General features: G+C 76.0%; 17 protein-coding genes and 1 pseudogene. 13 read left to right on the forward strand and 5 right to left on the reverse strand.

The features are described from left to right. Positions 1–9: 9 nt before the first annotated feature. On the reverse strand, positions 10–1,443 hold the full coding sequence (gene mqo, locus ACI79O_RS10480; RefSeq protein WP_456914080.1) for a malate dehydrogenase (quinone): 1,434 nt from the start codon (positions 1,441–1,443) through the stop codon (positions 10–12). Between the two features lie 115 nt (positions 1,444–1,558). On the opposite strand from mqo, the gene lspA reads away from it, so the two are divergent. From lspA to ACI79O_RS10510, 6 genes are all read left to right on the forward strand, one after another. Continuing rightward, positions 1,559–2,302 carry a signal peptidase II gene (lspA, locus tag ACI79O_RS10485; protein ID WP_456914081.1) on the forward strand — a complete coding sequence of 248 codons (744 nt, stop codon included), beginning with the start codon at positions 1,559–1,561 and terminating at the stop codon, positions 2,300–2,302. Positions 2,303–2,328: 26 nt separating this feature from the next. Then, entirely contained in the window at positions 2,329–3,264 is a 936-nt protein-coding gene (locus tag ACI79O_RS10490; RefSeq protein ID WP_456914082.1) for an RluA family pseudouridine synthase, read from the forward strand. Positions 3,265–3,282: 18 nt separating this feature from the next. Continuing rightward, the gene (locus ACI79O_RS10495) at positions 3,283–4,134 is read left to right on the forward strand and encodes a CPBP family intramembrane glutamic endopeptidase (RefSeq protein ID WP_456887997.1); all 852 of its coding nucleotides are present in this window, start codon (positions 3,283–3,285) and stop codon (positions 4,132–4,134) included. Then, positions 4,131–4,565 carry a GNAT family N-acetyltransferase gene (locus tag ACI79O_RS10500; RefSeq protein ID WP_456887998.1) on the forward strand — a complete coding sequence of 145 codons (435 nt, stop codon included), beginning with the start codon at positions 4,131–4,133 and terminating at the stop codon, positions 4,563–4,565. The genes ACI79O_RS10495 and ACI79O_RS10500 overlap by 4 nt, the downstream gene beginning before the upstream one ends. A 204-nt stretch (positions 4,566–4,769) precedes the next feature. Then, entirely contained in the window at positions 4,770–8,348 is a 3,579-nt protein-coding gene (gene dnaE, locus ACI79O_RS10505) for a DNA polymerase III subunit alpha (protein WP_456914083.1), read from the forward strand. A 59-nt stretch (positions 8,349–8,407) separates the two neighbouring features. Further along, positions 8,408–9,016 carry a hypothetical protein gene (locus ACI79O_RS10510; protein WP_456888001.1) on the forward strand — a complete coding sequence of 203 codons (609 nt, stop codon included), beginning with the start codon at positions 8,408–8,410 and terminating at the stop codon, positions 9,014–9,016. Positions 9,017–9,088: 72 nt separating this feature from the next. Here the strand turns inward: ACI79O_RS10510 and ACI79O_RS10515 are convergent, their stop codons facing one another. Beyond that, positions 9,089–9,982: an LON peptidase substrate-binding domain-containing protein gene (locus tag ACI79O_RS10515; protein ID WP_456914084.1), complete on the reverse strand. Its 894-nt coding sequence runs from the start codon at positions 9,980–9,982 to the stop codon at positions 9,089–9,091. Between the two features lie 107 nt (positions 9,983–10,089). Between ACI79O_RS10515 and hisD the strand changes: the two genes are divergently transcribed. The 3 genes from hisD to hisB are packed head-to-tail and all read left to right on the forward strand — an operon-like array spanning position 10,090 to position 13,096. Beyond that, positions 10,090–11,394: a histidinol dehydrogenase gene (gene hisD, locus ACI79O_RS10520; protein ID WP_456888005.1), complete on the forward strand. Its 1,305-nt coding sequence runs from the start codon at positions 10,090–10,092 to the stop codon at positions 11,392–11,394. Further along, positions 11,391–12,494, forward strand: coding sequence for a histidinol-phosphate transaminase (locus ACI79O_RS10525; RefSeq protein ID WP_456914085.1), 1,104 nt, complete (start codon positions 11,391–11,393; stop codon positions 12,492–12,494). Before hisD ends, ACI79O_RS10525 begins: the two co-directional genes overlap by 4 nt. A 5-nt stretch (positions 12,495–12,499) precedes the next feature. Beyond that, the gene (hisB, locus tag ACI79O_RS10530) at positions 12,500–13,096 is read left to right on the forward strand and encodes an imidazoleglycerol-phosphate dehydratase HisB (RefSeq protein ID WP_456888008.1); all 597 of its coding nucleotides are present in this window, start codon (positions 12,500–12,502) and stop codon (positions 13,094–13,096) included. Here the strand turns inward: hisB and ACI79O_RS10535 are convergent. Then, the gene (locus ACI79O_RS10535; RefSeq protein WP_456914086.1) at positions 13,093–14,028 is read right to left on the reverse strand and encodes a hypothetical protein; all 936 of its coding nucleotides are present in this window, start codon (positions 14,026–14,028) and stop codon (positions 13,093–13,095) included. The two genes, hisB and ACI79O_RS10535, sit on opposite strands and share 4 nt — an antisense overlap. Before the next feature lie 81 nt (positions 14,029–14,109). Here ACI79O_RS10535 and hisH point away from each other — a divergent pair, with 81 nt between their 5' ends. Beyond that, on the forward strand, positions 14,110–14,745 hold the full coding sequence (hisH, locus tag ACI79O_RS10540; protein ID WP_456888011.1) for an imidazole glycerol phosphate synthase subunit HisH: 636 nt from the start codon (positions 14,110–14,112) through the stop codon (positions 14,743–14,745). Positions 14,746–14,760: 15 nt separating this feature from the next. Here the strand turns inward: hisH and ACI79O_RS10545 are convergent, their stop codons facing one another. Continuing rightward, positions 14,761–14,997, reverse strand: a complete 237-nt coding sequence (locus ACI79O_RS10545; protein ID WP_456888013.1) for a hypothetical protein — start codon at positions 14,995–14,997, stop codon at positions 14,761–14,763. Between the two features lie 95 nt (positions 14,998–15,092). After that, a complete protein-coding gene (locus ACI79O_RS10550; protein ID WP_456888015.1) occupies positions 15,093–16,127 on the reverse strand; it encodes a molybdopterin-dependent oxidoreductase in 1,035 nt (344 codons plus the stop codon). Positions 16,128–16,190: 63 nt separating this feature from the next. On the opposite strand from ACI79O_RS10550, the gene ACI79O_RS10555 reads away from it, so the two are divergent. From ACI79O_RS10555 to ACI79O_RS10565, 3 genes and pseudogenes are all read left to right on the forward strand, one after another. Continuing rightward, on the forward strand, positions 16,191–18,464 hold the full coding sequence (locus ACI79O_RS10555) for a M28 family peptidase (RefSeq protein WP_456888016.1): 2,274 nt from the start codon (positions 16,191–16,193) through the stop codon (positions 18,462–18,464). Positions 18,465–18,851: 387 nt separating this feature from the next. Further along, positions 18,852–19,370 (forward strand): annotated as a pseudogene (locus tag ACI79O_RS10560) (DUF222 domain-containing protein); the annotation flags it as partial. A 523-nt stretch (positions 19,371–19,893) separates the two neighbouring features. After that, the gene (locus tag ACI79O_RS10565) at positions 19,894–20,028 is read left to right on the forward strand and encodes a hypothetical protein (protein ID WP_456914101.1); all 135 of its coding nucleotides are present in this window, start codon (positions 19,894–19,896) and stop codon (positions 20,026–20,028) included. The last annotated feature ends 24 nt before the right edge of the window (positions 20,029–20,052 follow it).

A 20,052-nucleotide genomic window follows, 5' to 3' on the forward strand; every position in this document is an offset into this window, starting at 1 on the left:
CGCGGACGGTCAGCCGGTGAGCTCCAGGGTCTGCATCGTCTCCGCGCGGACGCGGGCCAGCAGCGCCGGGTCGGCGGACAGCTCGCGGCCGTAGGACGGGATCGCCGCCTCCAGCGCCGCGCGGTTCGCCGCGACCCGGTCGGGGAAGGCCCGCTCGACCAGGGTGAGCATCGCCGAGACCGCCGTCGAGGCGCCGGGGGAGGCACCCAGCAGGCCGGCGATCGAGCCGTCGGAGCCGACGATCAGCTCGGTGCCGAACTGCAGCACCCCCCGACCGGTCGCCGGGTCGCGCTTGATCACCTGCACCCGCTGCCCGGCGGTGATCATGTCCCAGTCGGCCTGCTCGGCCAGCGGGACGAACTCCGTGAGCGTGCGGTGCCGGGCGCTGCGCGACTGCAGCAGCTCGCCGACCAGGTACCTCGTCAGCGCCAGCTCGGTCCGGGCCACACCGAGCATGGACCCGAGGTTGTTCGGCTTGACCGACAGCGGCAGGTCGAACACCGACCCGGCCTTGAGGAACTTCGGCGACCAGCCGGCGTAGGGGCCGAACAGCAGCGAGTACTCGCCGTCGACCAGCCGCAGGTCCAGGTGCGGCACCGACATCGGCGGCGCGCCGACCGCGGCCTGGCCGTAGACCTTGGCCTGGTGCTTGGTGACCAGCTCCGGCGAGCGGGTCCGCAGGAACATGCCGCTGACCGGGAACCCGCCGAAGCCGCGGATCTCGGGGATGCCGGCCTCCTGCAGCAGCGGCAGCGCGCCACCGCCGGCGCCGACGAACACGAAGCGGGTGCGCACCCAGCGCTCCTCGCCGGTCCGCCGGTCGGTGACGGTCACCTTCCAGCGCCCGTCGTCGAGCCGGTCGAGGCCGGTGACCCGCTGGCCGGTGTGCACCTGCACCCCGCGGTCCTCGGCCTGGGTCAACAGCAGCCGGGTCAGCGCGCCGAAGTTCACGTCGGTGCCGGCGGCCGAGCGGGTCGCGGCGACCACCTGCGCGGGGTCGCGGCCGTCCATCACCAGCGGGACCCAGTCGGCCAGCTCGGCGGGGGAGTCGGTGTACTCGAGCCCGGCGAACAGCGGCTCGGCCGACAGCGCCGCGTGGCGGGCGCGCATGTAGGCGCAGCCCTGCTCGCCGGTCACGAAGCCGACGTGCGGGACGGGGGAGATGAACTCCTTGGGCGAGCCGGTCAGCCCGGTCCGCACGAGGTGCGACCAGAACTGCCGCGACACCTGGAACTGCTCGTTGATGGTGCGGGCCTTGGCCGTGTCGACCCGGCCGTCGGGCCCGGCGGGGGTGTAGTTCAGCTCGCAGAGCGCCGCGTGCCCGGTCCCGGCGTTGTTCCACGCGTCCGAGCTCTCCCCGGCGACCTCGGGCGCGGACTCGAAGACGGTGACGGTCCACTCCGGCGCGATGACATCGAGCAGCGACGCGAGGGTCGCGCTCATGACGCCTCCGCCGACGAGGACCACATCGGGGTCGGTGGCTGAACCGAGGTCGGTGGACACGACTGCCTTCCTGCCGGGGGACGTGCGCCACCTCCGACGATCGGCCGAACGGAGCGTGAACACGCACTCGGCGGGGTGTGAGATTCGTCTAACCCCGCCGTCGCAAGCCTCCCGCGGTGGTCCCGGGCGCCCCGACGGCGCCGCGCGGCGGGCCGGAGGGGGCGCCGGCCGCGGCTACCCTCGCGGGGTCGGACCACCGCCCGCCCCGCCCGAGGAGCACCCGCTGAACGACCTGCCCGAGGACGCCGCGCCCGCTCCGCCGCCGGCCCGCCGGCCGCGCACGCGGCTGCTGCTGGTCCTCGCGGCGCTGGTCCTGCTCGCCGACCTGGCCACCAAGCTGCTCGTCGTCGCCACGATCGACCGCGGGGAGAACATCCGCCTGCTCGGCGGGCTGGTCTACCTCACCCACGCCCGCAACACCGGCGCCGCGTTCTCCTTCGCCGAGGGCTTCACGGTGGTCTTCACCCTGATCGCCGTCGCGGTGGCCGTGGTGATCGTCCGGACGGCGCGGCGGCTGTTCTCCACCGGCTGGGCGGTGGCGCTGGGCCTGGTGCTCGGCGGCGCGGTGGGCAACCTCGTCGACCGGGTGTTCCGCGACCCCGGGTTCCTGCGCGGCGGCGTCGTCGACTTCGTGTCGGTGTTCGCGCCCGACGGCGAGGTCTACCCGGTCTTCAACGTCGCCGACTCGGCGATCGTCTGCGGCGGCGTGCTCGGTGCCTGGCTCGCGCTGCGCGGCGTCGAGTTCGACGGCACCCGCGGCCGGGACGACTCCGGCACCGACGCCGTCTCCCGCGGCTGACCCCGCCCACCTGGCACGATGGACCAGTGAGCTCGCCCGGCCTGCACCGCGCGCTGCCGGTGCCCGACGGGCTGGAGGGCCAGCGCGTCGACCAGGGCCTCGCCCGCCTCTTCGGGCTCTCGCGCGCCGTCGCCGCCGACCTCGCCGACGCCGAGCGGGTGTGGGTCGACGGCCGGGTCCGCGGCAAGGGCGACCGGCTCACCGGCGGCAGCTGGCTGGAGGTCGAGCTGCCCCCGCCGCCCGGCGAGGCACCCGCGCCCGAGCCCGTCCCCGGGCTCACCGTCGTCCACGACGACGACGACGTCGTGGTGGTCGACAAGCCGGTCGGCGTCGCCGCGCACCCGAGCCCCGGCTGGGAGGGCCCGACCGTCGTCGGCGGGCTGGCCGCGGCCGGCTACCGGATCTCCACCTCCGGGGCGCCGGAGCGGCAGGGCGTGGTCCACCGGCTCGACGCGGCGACGACGGGGCTGATGGTGGTCGCCAAGAGCGAGCGGGCCTACACGCTGCTCAAGGCGGCGTTCAGGGAGCGCACCGTCGACAAGGGCTACCACGCGCTCGTGCAGGGACACCCCGACCCCTCGCGCGGCACCATCGACGCGCCCATCGACCGCCACCCGCGGCACGACTGGAAGTTCGCCGTGGTCAGTGGCGGGCGGCCCTCGGTCACCCACTACGAGGTGGTCGAGGCGTTCCCGGCCGCCAGCCTGGTCGACGTCCACCTCGAGACCGGACGCACCCACCAGATCCGGGTGCACTTCTCCGCGCTGCGCCACCCCTGCGTCGGGGACACGACCTACGGCGCGGACCCGACGCTGGCCGCGCGGCTGGGCGTGTCCCGCCAGTGGCTGCACGCGGTCCGGCTGGGCTTCGCGCACCCGGCCGACGGCCACTGGGTCGAGTTCACCAGCGACTACCCGGCCGACCTCGCCGGCGCCCTGGCGATCCTGCGCGCCGAGTCCTGAGGCGGCGGCGCCCGCACCGTGACCGACCTGCCCGCCTCCCTCGCCGCGTTCGGCCCCGCCGCGCTGTCGGCCGTCGTCGTCGCGGTGTACCTGGTGGTCGGCGAGCCGCTGGTCGGGCAGGTGCTGCACCGGCGCTTCGAGGGCCGGCTGCGCACCGACCCGGCGGCGCGGCGCTCGTTCTACCTGCGGCTGCTGGTCCTGGAGTGGGGCCTCGCGGTGCTCGCCCTCGTCGTCTGGCTGGCCGCCCCGGGGGTGGACGCCGCCGCCGTCGGCCTGGCCTGGCCCACCGGGCTGCCCGGCCCGGTGACCGCGACGGCGACCGTGCTGGTGCTGCTCGCCTCGCTGCTCTCGGTGCGCGCGCTGCGCTCGGGCGCACTGGCCCGCACGGCGCCGCCGCGGCCGGGTGGGGGCCGGCACGCCGAGCCCACGGCGCACGCGACGCTGGCCCTGCTGCCGCGGTCGCCGGCCGAGCGGCGGCTGTTCTCGGTGGTCGGCGTGACCGCCGGCGTGTGCGAGGAGTGGCTCTACCGCGGGTTCTTCCTCGCCGTCGTCGCCGCGGTCGGCGGGGACCTGCCGCAGCCGGTGCTGGTCGCCGTCGGCGCGGTCGCGTTCGGCCTGGCGCACGCCTACCAGGGCGTGCCCGGCATCGTGCTCACCGGCGTCCTCGGCGGGCTGTTCGCCGCCCTGTACCTCGAGACCGGCTCGCTGCTGCTGCCGGTGCTCCTGCACGCCGTGGTCGACCTGCGCTTCCTGCTGGTGCCGGCCTCGGCGCTGCCCGGCGCCCTGCCGGGGTCACCGCCCGGGCCGCTGCCGGGGCCACCGCCGGCGTCACGGCCCGGGTCGTGGCCGGCCGGGGGAGCGCTCGCGTGACCGGCGGCCCGGTCGCGACGGTGGCGACGGCGGCCGACTGGCCCGAGGTCGTCGCGCTGCGGACCCGCGTGTTCGTCGAGGAGCAGGGCGTGCCGCCTGAGGTCGAGCAGGACGCCGCCGACGCCACCGCCGTCCACGCGGTCGCCCGCGACCCCGGCGGGCGGGTGGTGGCCACCGGCCGGCTGCTCGAGCGCGACGGGCGGGCGCTGGTCGGCCGGATGGCGGTCGACGCGGCCGCCCGCGGCGGCGGGTACGGGGCCGCGGTGCTGGCCGAGCTGCACCGTCAGGCGCTCGCCCGCGGGCTGACCGAGGTGGAGCTGCACGCCCAGGTCACCGCCCGCGGGTTCTACGAGCGGGCCGGCTACACCGCGGTGGGCGGCGAGTACCTGGAGGCCGGCATCGCGCACGTCACGATGCGCCGCCGACTGTGACGGGGTCGTCCTGCCGCGCCGGGACACGTCCTGTCAGACCCTCGGCGTAGACAGTTCCCGGTGCGAGGATCGCAGGCGCCGGCCCGGGCCCGCGTCCCGACGTCCTCCGCGACTCGCACCGCACCGCCCGGTCTTCCCCGCCGGTCGCCCGCCGGAGCACCCGACGGCCGGGCCAGCACGACCCGTGAGGAGCGCCGCACCACCGTGAGCAGCCCAGACCGCCGAGCCGCGGGCAACGACTCGTTCGTGCACCTGCACGTCCACACCGAGTACTCGATGCTCGACGGGGCGGCCAAGCTGCCCGAGGTCACGAAGGCCGCCGCCGAGTACGGCATGCCCGCGCTGGCGATGACCGACCACGGCAACGTGTTCGGCGCCTACGACTTCTACAAGCAGGCCACGGCCGCCGGCGTGAAGCCGATCATCGGCATGGAGGGCTACTACACGCCCGGCTCCCGGTTCGACCGCGCGCCCTTCGACTTCGGCGACAACCTCATCGACGAGGACGGCGAGGGCGGGTCCTCCCGCGGCAAGGCCGCCTACACGCACATGACGCTGCTGGCCCGCACCACCGAGGGGATGCACAACCTCTTCCGCATCTCCTCGCTGGCCAGCCTCGAGGGGCAGTACCGCAAGCCGCGCTTCGACCGCGACCTGCTCGAGCGCTACGGGAAGGGCCTCATCGCGACGACGGGCTGCCCGTCGGGCGAGGTCAACATGTGGCTGCGCGCGGGCAAGTACGACCGCGCCCGGCAGGCCGCGGCCGACTTCCAGGACATCTTCGGCAAGGAGAACTTCTACGCCGAGCTGATGGACCACGGCCTGTCCATCGAGCAGAAGACCCGCCCGCAGCTGATGCAGATCTCGCAGGAACTCGGCATCCCGCTGCTGGCCACCAACGACCTGCACTACACGCACAAGGAGGACGCCGAGGCCCACGACGCCCTGCTGTGCATCCAGACCGGGTCGCGGCTCAACGAGACCAACCGCTTCAAGTTCAACGGCGACGGCTACTACCTCAAGAGCGCCGCCGAGATGCGGGCGCTGTTCACCGGTGACCTCGCCGCGGCGTGCGACAACACGCTGCTGGTCGCCGAGCAGTGCGAGGTCACCTTCACCGAGGGCGCCGACCTCATGCCGCGGTTCCCCCTGCCGCCGGGGGAGGACGAGACCTCCTGGTTCGTCAAGGAGGTCGAGCGGGGCCTGCACAAGCGCTACCCGAACGGCATCCCCGACCACGTGCGCAAGCAGGCCGACTACGAGGTCGGGATCATCACCCAGATGGGCTTCCCGGGGTACTTCCTCGTGGTCGCCGACTTCATCAACTGGGCCAAGGACAACGGCATCCGCGTCGGTCCCGGCCGCGGCTCGGCGGCGGGCTCGCTGGCCGCCTACGCCATGGGCATCACCGACCTCGACCCGTTGCAGCACGGGCTGATCTTCGAGCGCTTCCTCAACCCCGAGCGCGTGTCCATGCCCGACGTCGACATCGACTTCGACGACCGCCGGCGCGGCGAGGTCATCCAGTACGTCTCGCGGAAGTACGGCGAGGAGCGGGTCAGCCAGATCGTCACCTACGGCACCATCAAGGCCAAGGCCGCGATCAAGGACGCCGCGCGGGTGCTCGACCGCCCCTACTCGGTCGGCGACGAGCTGACCAAGCTCATGCCCCCGGACGTCATGGGCAAGGGCATCCCGCTGTCGGGTGTCTTCGACCCGGCCCACCCCCGGTACAAGGAGGCGGCGGAGTTCCGCGCCCGGTACGAGTCCGACCCGGGCGCGGCCGAGGTGGTCGACCAGGCGCGCAAGCTCGAGGGCCTCAAGCGGCAGTGGGGCGTGCACGCGGCCGGCGTCATCATCGGCCGCCACCCGCTGATCGACTCGATCCCGATCATGCGCCGGGAGAACGACGGCGCGATCATCACGCAGTTCGACTACCCGACCTGCGAGACGCTCGGCCTGCTGAAGATGGACTTCCTGGGCCTGCGCAACCTCACGGTCATCGACGACGCGCTGCGCAACATCGTCGCGAACGGCAAGGAGCCGATCGACCTCGACGAGATCAGCCAGGACCTCACCGACAAGGCCACCTACGACCTGCTGGCCCGCGGTGACACCCTCGGCGTCTTCCAGTTCGACGGCGGGCCGATGCGCTCGCTGCTGCGCCTCATGCGGCCGGACAACTTCGAGGACATCTCCGCCGTCGGCGCGCTCTACCGGCCCGGCCCGATGGGTGCGAACTCGCACACCAACTACGCGCTGCGCAAGAACGGCCAGCAGGAGATCACGCCGATCCACCCCGAGCTGGCCGAGCCGCTCGAGGAGATCCTGGGCGGCACCTACGGCCTGATCGTGTACCAGGAGCAGGTCATGGCGATCGCGCAGAAGGTCGCCGGGTACTCCCTCGGCAAGGCCGACCTGCTGCGCCGCGCCATGGGCAAGAAGAAGAAGTCGGTCCTCGACGCGGAGTTCGTCGGGTTCGAGGCCGGCATGAAGGAGCGGGGCTACTCCGACGCGGCGATCAAGACGCTGTGGGACATCCTCGTCCCCTTCGCCGACTACGCGTTCAACAAGGCGCACTCGGCCGCCTACGGCCTGGTCTCGTACTGGACCGCCTACCTCAAGGCCAACTACCCGGCCGAGTACATGGCCGGCCTGCTCACCAGCGTCGGCGACGACAAGGACCGCCGCCCCGTCTACCTGGCCGAGTGCCGGCGGATGGGCATCAAGGTGCTCCCGCCCGACGTCAACGAGTCCTCCTGGGACTTCACCGCCGTCGGCACCGACATCCGCTTCGGGCTCGCCTCGGTGCGCAACGTCGGCCACAACGTCGTCGAGTCGATCGTCCGGGCGCGCGAGGAGAAGGGCGCCTTCAAGGACTTCGCCGACTTCATGCGCAAGATCGACACCGTCGCCTGCAACAAGAAGGTGATCGAGTCGCTGGCCAAGGCCGGCGCGTTCGACTCGATGGGCCACTCCCGCCAGGGGATCGCCGCCATCCACGCCCAGGCCGTCGACGCCGCGATGGCCCTGAAGCGCAAGGAGGCCGAGGGGCAGTTCGACCTGTTCGGCAGCTTCGGCGCCGACGCCGGCGACGACGACCCCTTCGGCGGGGCGCTCGACATCGCCGTCCCGACGGCGGACTGGTCGAAGTCCGAGCGGCTGGTCTTCGAGCGCGACATGCTCGGCCTCTACGTCTCCGACCACCCGCTGCACGGCGTCGAGCACGTCCTCGCGGCCAACGCCGACACCCCGATCGCCGAGATCAACGCCGGCGGCGTGGAGGACGGCGCCAACGTCACCATCGCCGGCATCCTCACCTCGGTCGCCCCGCGGACGAACAAGCAGGGCGCGCCCTGGGCCATCGCGACGCTGGAGGACCTCGAGTCCGGCATCGAGGTGCTGTTCTTCCCGAAGACGTGGGCGGAGGTCTCGGAGAAGGTCGTCCGCGACCAGATCGTCGTGGTCAAGGGCCGGATCAGCCGGCGCGACGACCAGCCCTCGCTGTTCGGCTCCGAGGTGACCATCCCCGAGCTCACCGAGGGCCCGCGCGGGCCGGTGCTGGTGTCGATGGCCGCTGCCCGCTGCACCCCGCCGGTGGTCGAGCGGCTGCGGGAGGTGCTCGGCAGCCACCCGGGCACCACCGAGGTCCACCTCAAGCTGGTCAACGGCGGCCGGGAGACCGTGCTGCGGCTCGACCAGGGGCTGCGGGTGCGGCCGAGCACCGCGCTCATGGGCGACATCAAGGCACTGCTCGGGCCCACCAGCGTCGCGCTGCTGTGAGCCCCGCGGGCAGCGCCCCTGACGGCGGGCAGCCCGGGGCGCGGGGTTCACTGGGAGCCGTGAGCAGCCCCGCCCCGGTCCCCGACGGCCCCCTGCCCGGCCCGGCGGCGGTGCCGGCGACCGTGCCGTCGGTCGTCGGCCGGCCGGCCCGGTCGCTGGCCGGGCAGGTCCTGGCCGAGGTCCGCACCGACCTGCGGGCCGCGACCGCCTGGGGGTGCCTGATCGCGCTGTGCGGGCTGCCCGCCGGCCTGCTGTGGGTGTGGCTGGCCCCGCGCGGCCGCTTCGAGGTGGTCGAGGGCGGCGCGGTCCCGGTCGGCCGCCCGTCGGCGGAGCTGCTGGTGGCCGGCGACTCCGTCCTGGTCCTCGTGCTGGCCGGGCTGGGTCTGCTGGCCGGCGGGCTGGCCTGGGCGATGCGCCGGCGGCGGGGGGTGGCGGTCCTGGTGGCCACCGCCCTGGGTGCCGCCGTCGCCGGGCTGCTCGCCTGGCAGCTGGGTGAGCTGCTCGCGCCCGGCCCGACGGCGGAGCAGCTCGCCGACGTCGGCACCCGGGTCACGTCGGGCCTGCGGCTGTCCTCGCCACCGGCCCTGGCGGTCGGCCCGTTCGCCGCGCTGGCCGTCTACGTCGTCGCCGCGCTGTTCTCCTCCAGGGACGACCTGGGCCGCGGGTGACGTGCTCGAACGGCCATCCCCCAGGGGCCCGCGCCGAGCGGAGCGAGGCGTGGGGGGAGAGGTGGTCCTTCGTCAGTTGAGGCTCAGCGACCCGGCGAACTGCGTCGGCGGCGCCGGCACCGCGCCGACGGTCTCGAGCAGGGTCAGCTCCCGGCGCAGCATCCGGATCTCGGCGGCCAGCCGACGCCGGGTCGCCGACTCCGCGAGCAGCGCCTGCCGGTCCTCGGTGGTCAGCAGCGCCGCCGAGGCGACCAGGTAGGACAGCGCCCGCGGGTCACCGGCCACCGCCTCCAGCAGGGCCGCGGCGCCGGTCGGGTCCTCACCGGCGTCGGGGAGGTCCGCGGCCTGCTCCACCTCGTCGGTGTCCAGACCCGCCTGCAGCCCGGCGACCGCGGTGACGTACCGGGTGAACAGCCCGCCCACGCCGCGCTCGAGCAGGGCCAGCGACCCGCGCGCCACCTCGGCGGCCAGGCCCTCGTCGACCCCTCCGTCCGGCGCCGCGCCCGCGCCGGCCGGCGGGTCGGCGACCGCCTCCTGGTCGCCCGCCGCCTCCTCAGCGGCCTCCTCGTCGGCCAGCCACTCGACCTCGGCCCGCAGGTAGGGCGGGTCGTCCCCGGCGGCGTCCCCGTCCCCGTCGTCCCCCGCCCGGCCGCCGACGACGACGTCGAGCAGCCGGAACCGCTCACCGCCCACGGTGACGACGGCGAAGGTGCCGTCGGGCTGCGGCCGGACCGCCTGCACCAGCGCCGTGCAGCCGACGTCGAACAGCGCCTCGGCCGGCGCCACCCGCTCGACCTCCCAGCCCTGGCGGATCGCGACCACCCCGAAGCGCCGCTCCGCTCCCTCCGGCAGGGCCAGCAGGTCGCGCACCAGCGCCCTGTACCGCGGCTCGAACACCTGCAGCGGCAGCACGATGCCGGGGAACAGCGGCGTCCCCAGCGGGAAGAGCGGGATGAGGTCGCCCACGCCGGGAGCCTACGGGCGGCGGGTGCCCCGGGCGCTCCCGACGGGCGCCTGCCCGGTCACTACCCTGGGGGGTCGACCCCCCCGCGCCACACTCCCGGAGGCCGCCCGTGCTCGCCCGCATCGACCTGCGCGGATCCGCGCTCCCTGGGGTCCGCGACCTGGCCGGCCTGCTGCCGCGGGCGGCCACCGACATCGACTCGGTCCTGGCCACCGTGCGGCCGCTGTGCGAGGACGTCCGCGTCCGCGGCGCCCAGGCCGTCCGCGAGATCACCGCCCGCCTCGACGGCGTCGACGCCGAGGACTTCACCGTCCCGCCGGAGGCCATCCGCGCCGCCCTCGACGGCCTGGCCCCCGACGTGCGGGCCGCGCTCGAGGAGTCCATCGCCCGGGTCCGGAAGGTGCACGCCGACCAGGCGCGCACCGACGTCACCACCCAGGTGGTGCGCGGCGGCACGGTCACCGAGCGGTGGGTGCCGGTGCGCCGCGTCGGCCTGTACGTGCCCGGCGGGCTGGCGCCGCTGCTCTCCAGCGTGGTGATGAACGTCGTCCCCGCGCAGATCGCCGGCGTCGAGTCGATCGCCGTCGCCTCCCCGCCGCAGCGCGACCACGGCGGCCTGCCCGACCCCGGAGTGCTGGCCGCGTGCGCGCTGCTCGGCGTCACCGAGGTGCACGCCGTCGGCGGCGCGCAGGCCATCGCCGTCTTCGGCTACGGCGCGGGCGCCTGCGAGCCGGTGGACATGGTCACCGGGCCGGGCAACGTCTACGTCACCGCTGCCAAGCGGCTGCTGCGCGGGCTGATCGGCATCGACTCCGAGGCCGGCCCCACCGAGGTCGCCATCCTCGCCGACGACACCGCCGACCCCGTGCACGTCGCCGCCGACCTGATCAGCCAGGCCGAGCACGACCCGCTCGCCGGCGCGGTCCTGGTCACCACGAGCGAGGAGCTCGCCGACGCCGTCCTCGACCTGGTCCCCGGGCAGGTCGCGGCCACCAAGCACTCCGAGCGGATCCTCACCGCCCTCGGCGGCAGCCAATCCGGGATCGTGCTGGTCGACGACGTCGACGCCGGCCTCGCGGTGGTCGACGCCTACGCCGCCGAGCACCTGGAGATCCAGACCCGGGACGCCCGCGAGGTCGCGCTGCGGGTGCGCAACGCCGGCGCGGTGTTCGTCGGCGCCTGGTCGCCGGTGTCCCTGGGCGACTACATCGCCGGCTCCAACCACGTGCTGCCCACCGGCGGCTGCGCCCGGCACAGCAGCGGCCTGTCGGTGCAGTCGTTCCTGCGCGGCATCCACGTGGTCGAGTACGACGAGCAGGCCCTCGCCGAGGTGGCCGGGCACGTCGACGCGCTCGCCCACGCCGAGGACCTGCCCGCACACGCGGCCGCCGTCCGGGTGCGGCAGCAGCCGTGACCTCCCTCGACGAGCTCCCGCTGCGGCCGGAGCTGCGCGGCCGCACGCCCTACGGCGCCCCGCAGCTGCAGGTCACCCACCGGCTCAACACCAACGAGAACCCGCACCCGCTGCCGGCCGAGCTGCTCGCCACGCTCGGCGAGGCGCTCGGGCACGCTGCGGTCGACCTCAACCGCTACCCCGACCGGGACGCCGTCGCCCTGCGCGCCGACCTCGCCGCCTACCTGAGCCGCGGCGGGGAGCGCATCGAGCCGGCGCAGGTCTGGGCCGCCAACGGCTCCAACGAGGTCCTCCAGCAGCTGCTGCAGGCCTTCGGCGGTGCCGGCCGGACGGCGCTGGGCTTCACCCCGTCCTACTCGATGCACCCGATCATCGCGGCCGGCACCGGGACGGCGTGGGTCGACGGGCACCGCCGCGAGGACTTCACCATCGACGCCGCGCAGGCCGCCGCGCAGGTGCGCGAGGTCGGTCCCGACGTCGTCTTCGTCACCAGCCCGAACAACCCGACCGGCACCGCCGTCGCGCTGGAGACGATCGCGGAGCTCCACGACGCCACCGAGGGCATGGTCGTGGTCGACGAGGCCTACGCCGAGTTCGCCCGCACCGGCACCCCGTCGGCGCTGAGCCTGCTGCCGGGCCGGCCGCGGCTGGTGGTCAGCCGCACGATGAGCAAGGCGTTCGGCATGGCCGGCCTGCGGCTGGGCTACCTGGCCGCCGACCCCGCCGTCGTCGACGCGCTGCAGCTGGTCCGGCTGCCCTACCACCTGTCCTCGCTGACGCAGGCCGCCGCGCGGGCCGCGCTGGCGCACACCGACGCGCTGCTGGCCACCGTCGACGCGGTCAAGGACCAGCGCGACCGGATCGTGGCCACGCTGCCGTCCCTGCGGCTGACCAGCGTCCCCAGCGACGCCAACTTCGTCCTGTTCGGCCGGTTCGCCGACGCCGCGGCCGCCTGGAAGGCACTGCTCGAGCACGACGTCCTCGTCCGCGACGTCGGCATCCCCGGCTGGCTGCGGGTCACCGCCGGCACGCCCGCCGAGACCGACGCCTTCCTCACCGCGCTGGGTGAGGTCGCCCCCGACCACCGCCTGGGAGACTGAGACCCATGAGCCGTACCGCCCGCGTGGAGCGCACAACCAGCGAGACCAAGCTGGTCGTCGAGCTCGACCTCGACGGCACCGGGAAGAGCTCGATCAGCACCGGCGTCGGCTTCTACGACCACATGCTCACCGCGCTGTCCAAGCACAGCGGCATCGACCTGACCGTCCAGGCCGACGGCGACCTGCACATCGACGCCCACCACACCGTCGAGGACGTCGCCATCGCGCTCGGCCAGGCCTTCGGCGAGGCGCTGGGGGACAAGAAGGGCATCACCCGCTACGGCGACGCCACGGTGCCGATGGACGAGGTGCTCGTGCAGGCCGCCGTCGACCTGTCCGGCCGGCCGTACTTCGTGCACGCCGAGCCCGAGACCATGACGCCGATGATCGGGCCGGACTACCCGACGTCGCTGACCAAGCACGTGCTCGAGTCGTTCGCCTTCAACGCGCGGATCACCCTGCACGTGCGGGTGCTCTACGCCGGCCGCGACGCCCACCACATCGTCGAGGGCCAGTTCAAGGCGCTGGCCCGGGCGCTGCGCACCGCCGTCGCCCTCGACCCGCGGGTCGCCGACGTCCCCTCCACCAAGGGCGCGCTCTAGGTGACCTCCGGCGTCGTCCTCGTCGTCTTCGGCGGCTTCCTGCTCGGCGGGGCGTGGAGCATCTGGCGGGCCGACCACGACACCAAGGGACGCACCGGTCCGCAGGTCTTCTTCGCCGTCGTGCTGCTGGTGGCGGCGCTCCTGGCGACCGTCTCGGGGATCCTGCGGTTGATCTGAGGCTCCTCGGGCGAGATCGAGGCCGCCCGCAGGCAGGCGGTGTGGCCCGAGCTCACCGTGCTGCCGTGGGACGCGAGCCCGCCGCGGTGACCGCACCGGCCGCGATCGCGGCCGGCACCCGACGGCCCCGCGTGGCGTTGCGCACCGCAGCCGCCACCAGCCCCCACACGACGGCGGCCGGATAGCCCCGCGACGACGGGATGCCGCGGGTGACCGCCGAGGCGATCGCGGCGGCGGCGCCGGTCATCGCCACGCCCCCAGGCGTCGGCGGCGCGCGGGCCGGGCCGGACCCCCTCGGCGAGCAGCACCTCGGTGGGCGCGGCCACGGAGGCCAGCGTCAGCCAGCCGGCGAACAGGCCCAGCGGCACGCGCACCGTCCAGCGGTCGGTGGGGCGCGCGGGCCCGCCGCCGGCCCGGGCGTGGGCGAGCGCCGCCGCGGCCATCGTGGCGGCCAACACGGGGACCTGCTGCCGCGGCCGCAGCCGCACCCAGGTGCCCGCCAGCGCGTAGGCCGCCGCGGCGGGCCAGCCGGTCCGGCGCAGCAGCGGGTCCCGGCGGCGGGAGGGGCGGGCGGTCTCGGCGGCGTAGGCCAGCGAGCCGGCGTAGACGGGGAACCAGATCCCGAAGGCCCAGTCCGCCGGCAGCACCCGGCTGTCGCTCGCCTCGGCGTCGCCGTAGTCCCCGGTCGCCCCGCTCACCAGACCGCCCAGGACCCCGGCGACCACGGCGGCCCGGCGCAGGTCGTCGCTGTCCACGCCCGGGCAACGTCCGGGCCCGGGCGGGGGTGCCGGGGAACACGGCCGGTCCCGGGCGTGCTGCTCGGTACCGTGGCAGACGTGAAGAAGGTGGTCGTCCTCGACTACGGCTCGGGCAACCTGCGGTCGGCCGAGCGGGCGCTGACCCGCGTCGGCGCCGACGTCACCGTGACCGCCGACCGGCAGGCCGCGCTCGACGCCGACGGCCTCGTCGTCCCCGGCGTCGGCGCGTTCGCGCACTGCATGCGCGAGCTGCGCGCCGTCGACGGGCCGCGCACCATCGGCCGCCGACTGGCCGGCGGGCGGCCGGTGCTGGGCATCTGCGTGGGCATGCAGGTCCTCTTCGAGCACGGTGTCGAGCACGGCCACGACGCCGAGGGCTGCGGGGAGTGGCCGGGCACGGTGGAGCAGCTGAAGGCGCCGGTGCTCCCGCACATGGGCTGGAACACCGTGGAGACGCCCCGCGACACCGTGCTCTTCAGCGGGCTGGCCGGCGAGCGCTTCTACTTCGTGCACTCCTACGGCGTCCGCGAGTTCACCCTCGGCCAGGACGGCCGCCCGGGTCCGCTGGCGCCGCCGAAGGTGACCTGGGCCGAGCACGGCGATCGCTTCGTCGCCGGGGTGGAGAACGGCGCCCTGTCGGCCACCCAGTTCCACCCGGAGAAGAGCGGTGACGCCGGCGCCCAGCTGCTCACCAACTGGCTCGCCACGCTCTGAGGCGCGCCCCGTCGGTCAGTGCTCCCTGACCGCCTGGATGAGCGCACCGACCCCCGACACCCAGCCGCCGCCCGCGGCCACCCACTGCGCGGTGGCCTTCGTCTCCCGGGTCTGTCGCGCCTGCTCGCAGGCGCCGGCCAGGAGGTCGGCGCCGACCGCGTACGGGCAGTCGGGACCGGCGGGGAGCAGGACGAGCACCCCCAGCCCGACCACGAGCACCGCCAACCCGGTCCACAGGAGCAACCTGCCCATGGCCCACCCTCCTCCGGCGCCGCAGCGGGGTCCTCGGTGCTGAGGACGGCGGGGGAGGGGCGTCTGATACACGCCCGGAGCGGCGGAGTCCCTGCTCACTGCAGCGGGACCGGCGGCTGCGTCCACCACGGCGCGTCGACCACCTCCACCCGCCGCACCCACTTGACCCACCAGTAGCCGCGCCGGCCCGGCGCGACCAGCCGCACCGGTGCGCCATGCCCGGCCGACAGGCGCCGGCCCGCGCAGTGGGTGGCCAGCAGCAGGAACGCCGCGTCGGCCAGCGGCAGCCGCCGCCGGTAGCCGGTCACCGACACGACGTCCACGCTGCCGCCCTCGGGCAGGTCCCGGCCGGCGAGCAGCCGGTCCAGCCGCACCCCGCGCCACTCCTGCTCGGCGTACCAGCCGCCGGTGCAGTCGAGGACGGCGGTGAGGGTGTCGCCGCGGTCCAGGTCGTCCGCGCGCAGCCGGGTGGTGCGGCCACCGGCCACCAGCTCGAGCGCGTCCCCGGCGTCGGCCGGCACGGTGTCGGTGAACCACTGGGTGACCGGCATCGCCGACGGGTCGCCGCTGCCGCGCTCGTGCGAGCCGGTGGCCCGCCGCCGCGCGCCGGGCGCCCCGGTGAGCCGCAGGCCGCCCTCGACCGCGGCCCACAGCGCAATGGCGCCGGCCGCCAGGCCGCCGGCCTGCAGCAGCGCCCGCCGGGAGACGTCGGCACGCCGCGGCCGCTGCCGGCTGCCGACGGCGTGCAGGACCACCAGCAGGCCGGTGCCGACCCCCGCGGCCACGTGCACCTGCAGCACGCCCACCCCGGCCACCGTGGTGCCCGCCGCGCTGTGCAGGACGCCGGTGCCCACGGTGAGCGCCAGGAGCACGGCCAGCGCCCAGGCGACGGCGGGGTCGCGCCGCCCCTGGGTCCGGCGCCTCGCGCGCTGCACGACGACGGTCTTCCACGGCACCAGGAGCAGCAGGCCCAGGCCCGCGGCCCCGTGCGCGGCGGCAACGACGCGGGACGGCAGCGGCGTGCCGACGCCGAAGGCCAGCACGCCGGCGGTGCCCGCGACCACGAGCAGCGCCAGCAGGCCGAGGTTCGTGCGGCGCCCGGCGCGACGGGGGAACGCACCGGCCGGCATCCCCGGAGTGTCCTCCCCGCGCCCCTACGGTGACCCGGTCCCGCACCCGGTCGAGGAGGCCCGTTGCCCGCGTCGCGCCCGTCCGCGCCGGCGCCCGAGGTCCGCGGGCGGCGCCGCGGCGCGCTCGTCGTCCTGGTCCTCCTGGCCGCGCTGGCCGCCTGGAGCGTGCTGGCGCTGCAGCCGCCGGACCCGGCGCCGGCCGACGCGCCGCCGACGTCGTTCAGCGCCGCCCGCGCGGCCGCGCACGTGGAGGCGGTGGCCGGCGAGGTGCACGTGACCGGGAGCCCCGCCCAGGACCGCGTGGTCGACGGGCTGGTCGCGACCCTCGGCGGTCTCGGGCTCGACACCCGCGTGCAGAACGCCGTCGGGACGCGGGTGACCGGACCGGGCGCCGCCGACCTGGCACGGGTGCGCAACGTCGTCGCGGTCCTGCCGGGCACCGACCCCACCGGCCGGCTGGTGCTCACGGCCTCGTCGGACTCCGCGCCCACCGGTCCCGGCGCCGGCTCCGCCGCCGGCGTGGCCGTGGTGGTCGAGACCGTTCGGGCGCTGCGCGCGGGGGAGCCGCTGCGCAACGACGTCGTCGTCGTGGTCACCGACGGCGGGCAGGCCTGCGGGTGCGGTGCCGAGGCGTTCGCGGCCAGCCACCCGCTGGCGACCGGGGACGGGGTGGTGCTCGACCTCGACGTCCGCGGCGCCGGCGGCCCGGCGGTGGTGGTGGCGACGTCGCCGGGTCCGGCCGCGCGCTCGGCGGTCGGCAGCAGCGCCGTCCTCGAGCTGTACCGCGAGCTGCCGGGCGGCACCGGGCGCGGCGTCCTGCCCGCCGCGCCTGGGCTGACCCTCGCCGCCGTCGACGGCGCCGCGGGTTCCGGCACCCCGCAGGACACGCCGTCGCGGCTGGACCGGGGCACCCTGCAGGCGCTCGGCGACGCCACACTGACGCTGGCCCGGGAGCTCGGCGACGCCGACCTGTCCGGCGGGACCCCGCCCGGGGACGCCGGCGCCACGTGGTTCCCGGTGCCGTGGGGATCGGCGGGCTACCCCGGGACGCCGGTGTGGCCGTTGGCGGGCGCCGCGGTGCTGGGGGTGGCGCTGCTCGCGGCGCTGGACCGGCGGCGGGGGTCGCCGCCGTCCCGGACGCTGCTCGGCGCCGCGGCGTCGCTCGTGCCGGTGGTGCTCGCCCCGCTCGCGGTGGCCGGGCTCTGGCAGCTGCTGGTGGTGCTGCGGCCGGGGTACGCCGCCATGGCCGACCCGTGGCGTCCGGGCTGGTTCCGGCTGGCGGCGGTCGCCGTCGTCGCAGTGGTGGTCCTCGGCTGGTACGGGCTGCTGCGCCGGCGCCTGGGCGCGGCCGCGCTGCGGACCGGGGCGCTGGTGGTGCTCGCCGTGCTCGCGGTCGGGCTGGCCGCTCGGGCGCCGGGGGCGTCGTACGCGGCGGCGCTGCCGGCGCTCGCGGCGGTGCTCGCCGGGCTGCTGCCCGACCGCGCGCGGCTCGGAGGCGCCGCCCTGGCCGGCGCCGTCGCGGTCGGGGTGCTCGCCCCGGTGCTGCTGCTGGTGTTCCCGGCGTCGGGGCTCGCGGCCGGTGCCGTGCCGGCCGCGGTCGCCGCCGTCCTCGCGCTGGTGCTCCTGCCGGTGTGGGAGGAGCTGTTCCCGCCCGGCGGGGGCGCCCTGCGGTCGGTCGCCGTGCCCGGGGCGGCGGCGGGGCTCGCCGTGCTGCTGGCCGCCGTCGGGCTGGCCGTGGACCGGTTCGACCAGCAGCACCCCGTGCCCAGCCGGCTGGCGTACGTGCTCGAGGCCGACACCGACGAGGCGTGGTGGGTGAGCACCGAGGAGCGGCCGGGGGAGTACACCGCGCGCCACGTCGGCACGCCGCGGACGCTGCCGCACCACTACCCGTACCTGGGCGGCCCGGTGGCGGCCGCGCCCGCGGAGGTCGCCGACCTGCCGGCGGCGGCCGTGGAGGTGCTCGACGACCGGGTGGCCGACGGCGCCCGGACCGTGACCGTGCGGGTACGCCCGCAGCGCGCCGTCCGGCTGGTCGCCCTTGACCTGGACAGCGGCGGCGGGCGGGTGGTGTCGGCCCGTGCCGGGGCGCGTGACGTCCCGGCCGGGGCGCTGGGGGAGGACCGGCTGCGGCTGACCTTCCACGCGCCGCCGCCCGGCGGGGTGGAGCTGACGGTCACGGTGGAGGACGCCGGGCCGCTGCGGCTGCGGGTGGTCGACGGCAGCGACGGGCTGACCGGGCTGCCGGGTCTCGAGCCGCGCCCGCCGGGGGTGGACGCGGCCGGCGCGCCGGGCTCGGACCTGGTGGTCGTGGGAGCGACGACCGACCTCGGCTAGGCGTCCGCGGGATCTGTGGACGGCCTCCTCACCTGGGGATACGCCTCGCCGAGTGGTCGCGGGTCGGCTATGATCGAACACGTGTACGAAGTGGTGGAGCAGGCGACCGACGGGACGTTCCGGTCCCTCCGCTGCTTCGCCGACGACGGCACACCGGTGTCCCGCGTCGAGCTGTTCGCCGCGATCGGCCCGCTGCCCTCCACCGACGAGTTCATGGCCGCCGCGTGCCCGCCGGGCAGTCCCGAGCGGGCGGCGCTGCCCGACCGGTGGGTCGTCCGGCTGATCCAGCTCGCCGAGCGCCGCGCGGCCGCGCTGGCCGCGGAGCGGGCCGAGCTGGTCGGCCTCCTGGCCGCGCAGCGACCGGCCGAGGGTGCCGTGCCCGAGGTCATGGACGTCAGCGAGTGGCTCCCCTGCGAGCTCGGCCTGGTGCACCCCTACGGCGAGCGCCGGGTCGGCCGGCTGGTCCGGACGTCGCTGGCGCTCACCCGCCGCTTCCCGGCCACTCCGGAGGCGCTGCGCCGCGGCGAGATCGACGAGGAGCGCGCCGAGGCGGTCGTCGACCTGCTCGAGCCGCTGGACCGGGCGTTGGCCGCGCGGGTGGAGTCCGACGTGCTGCCGGGTGCGGCTGGCCAGACGCCGGCCCGGCTCCGCGCCGCCCTCCGCCGCCGGATCGACCGGCTGGACGCCGACGCCCGCGAGCGGCGCCACCGCCGGGCCCGCGCCGCCGCCGACGTCCGCTGGTGGCCGACCGAGGACGGCATGGCCCGGCTGGTGGCCGACCTGCCGCTGGCCGAGGCCGCGGCGTGCGGGACGGCGATCGACGCCTGGGCGCGCCAGCTCCGCGACGGCGGCGACGACCGGCCGGTCGGGCAGTTGCGCACCGAGGTGTTCCGCGACCTCGTCCTGCGGCCCTGGGCCCGGCGTCCGGCGATCAGCGTCGCGCTCGTCGTGCACGCGACCCTGTCCACGCTGGGCGGCGGGGACGAGCCGGCCGAGGTCGACGGGCACCCGGTCAGCGCCGCGCGGTGCCGGGCGCTGCTCGCCGGGGTCGGCGCGCTCGGCCTGGACCGCCCGGACGGCGGCACGCTGGAGTTCGCCGTCCACGACCGGGCCGGTGACCTGGTCGCCGTGGGCACCCGGCGGGCGGTGGAGCGGGGCGCCCGCGGTGAGGGGTTGCGCCGGCCGCCGGACACCCCGCACTACCGTCCCCGCGCCGGCCACCGCCGGTTCGTGGCGGTCCGCGACCGTCGGTGCCGCCATCCGCACTGCAACCGGCGGGTGGGCCGCACCGACCTCGACCACTGCACCCCCTGGCCCGGCCGGCGCCACGGGCTGCGACAACCTCTGCTGCCTGTGCCGCCGGCCCCACCGGCTCAAGACCCACGCCCCCGGCTGGTGCTTCCGGCTGCTGCCCGGCGGCCGGCTCGAGGTGACCACGCCCTCGGGCGTCACCCGGGTCACCGATCCGCCGCGGGTCGTCGACGTCCCGCCGGTCCGGGCCGGCGCACCTCCCGGCGCGACCGCGGGGGCCGATCCGCCGCCCGACACCGCCTGGCTGTTCTGAGACCACGGTCACCGCCGGGCGGGA

The organism is Geodermatophilus sp. SYSU D00696 (genome assembly GCF_054050235.1).

Coding starts and splice junctions, on each gene's coding strand:
- mqo (WP_456914080.1), bottom strand. CDS start 1,443: ATGAGCGCGACCCTCGCGTCGCTGCTCGATGTCATCGCGCCGGAGTGG.
- hisB (WP_456888008.1), top strand. CDS start 12,500: ATGAGCCGTACCGCCCGCGTGGAGCGCACAACCAGCGAGACCAAGCTG.
- ACI79O_RS10545 (WP_456888013.1), bottom strand. CDS start 14,997: ATGGGCAGGTTGCTCCTGTGGACCGGGTTGGCGGTGCTCGTGGTCGGG.
- ACI79O_RS10550 (WP_456888015.1), bottom strand. CDS start 16,127: ATGCCGGCCGGTGCGTTCCCCCGTCGCGCCGGGCGCCGCACGAACCTC.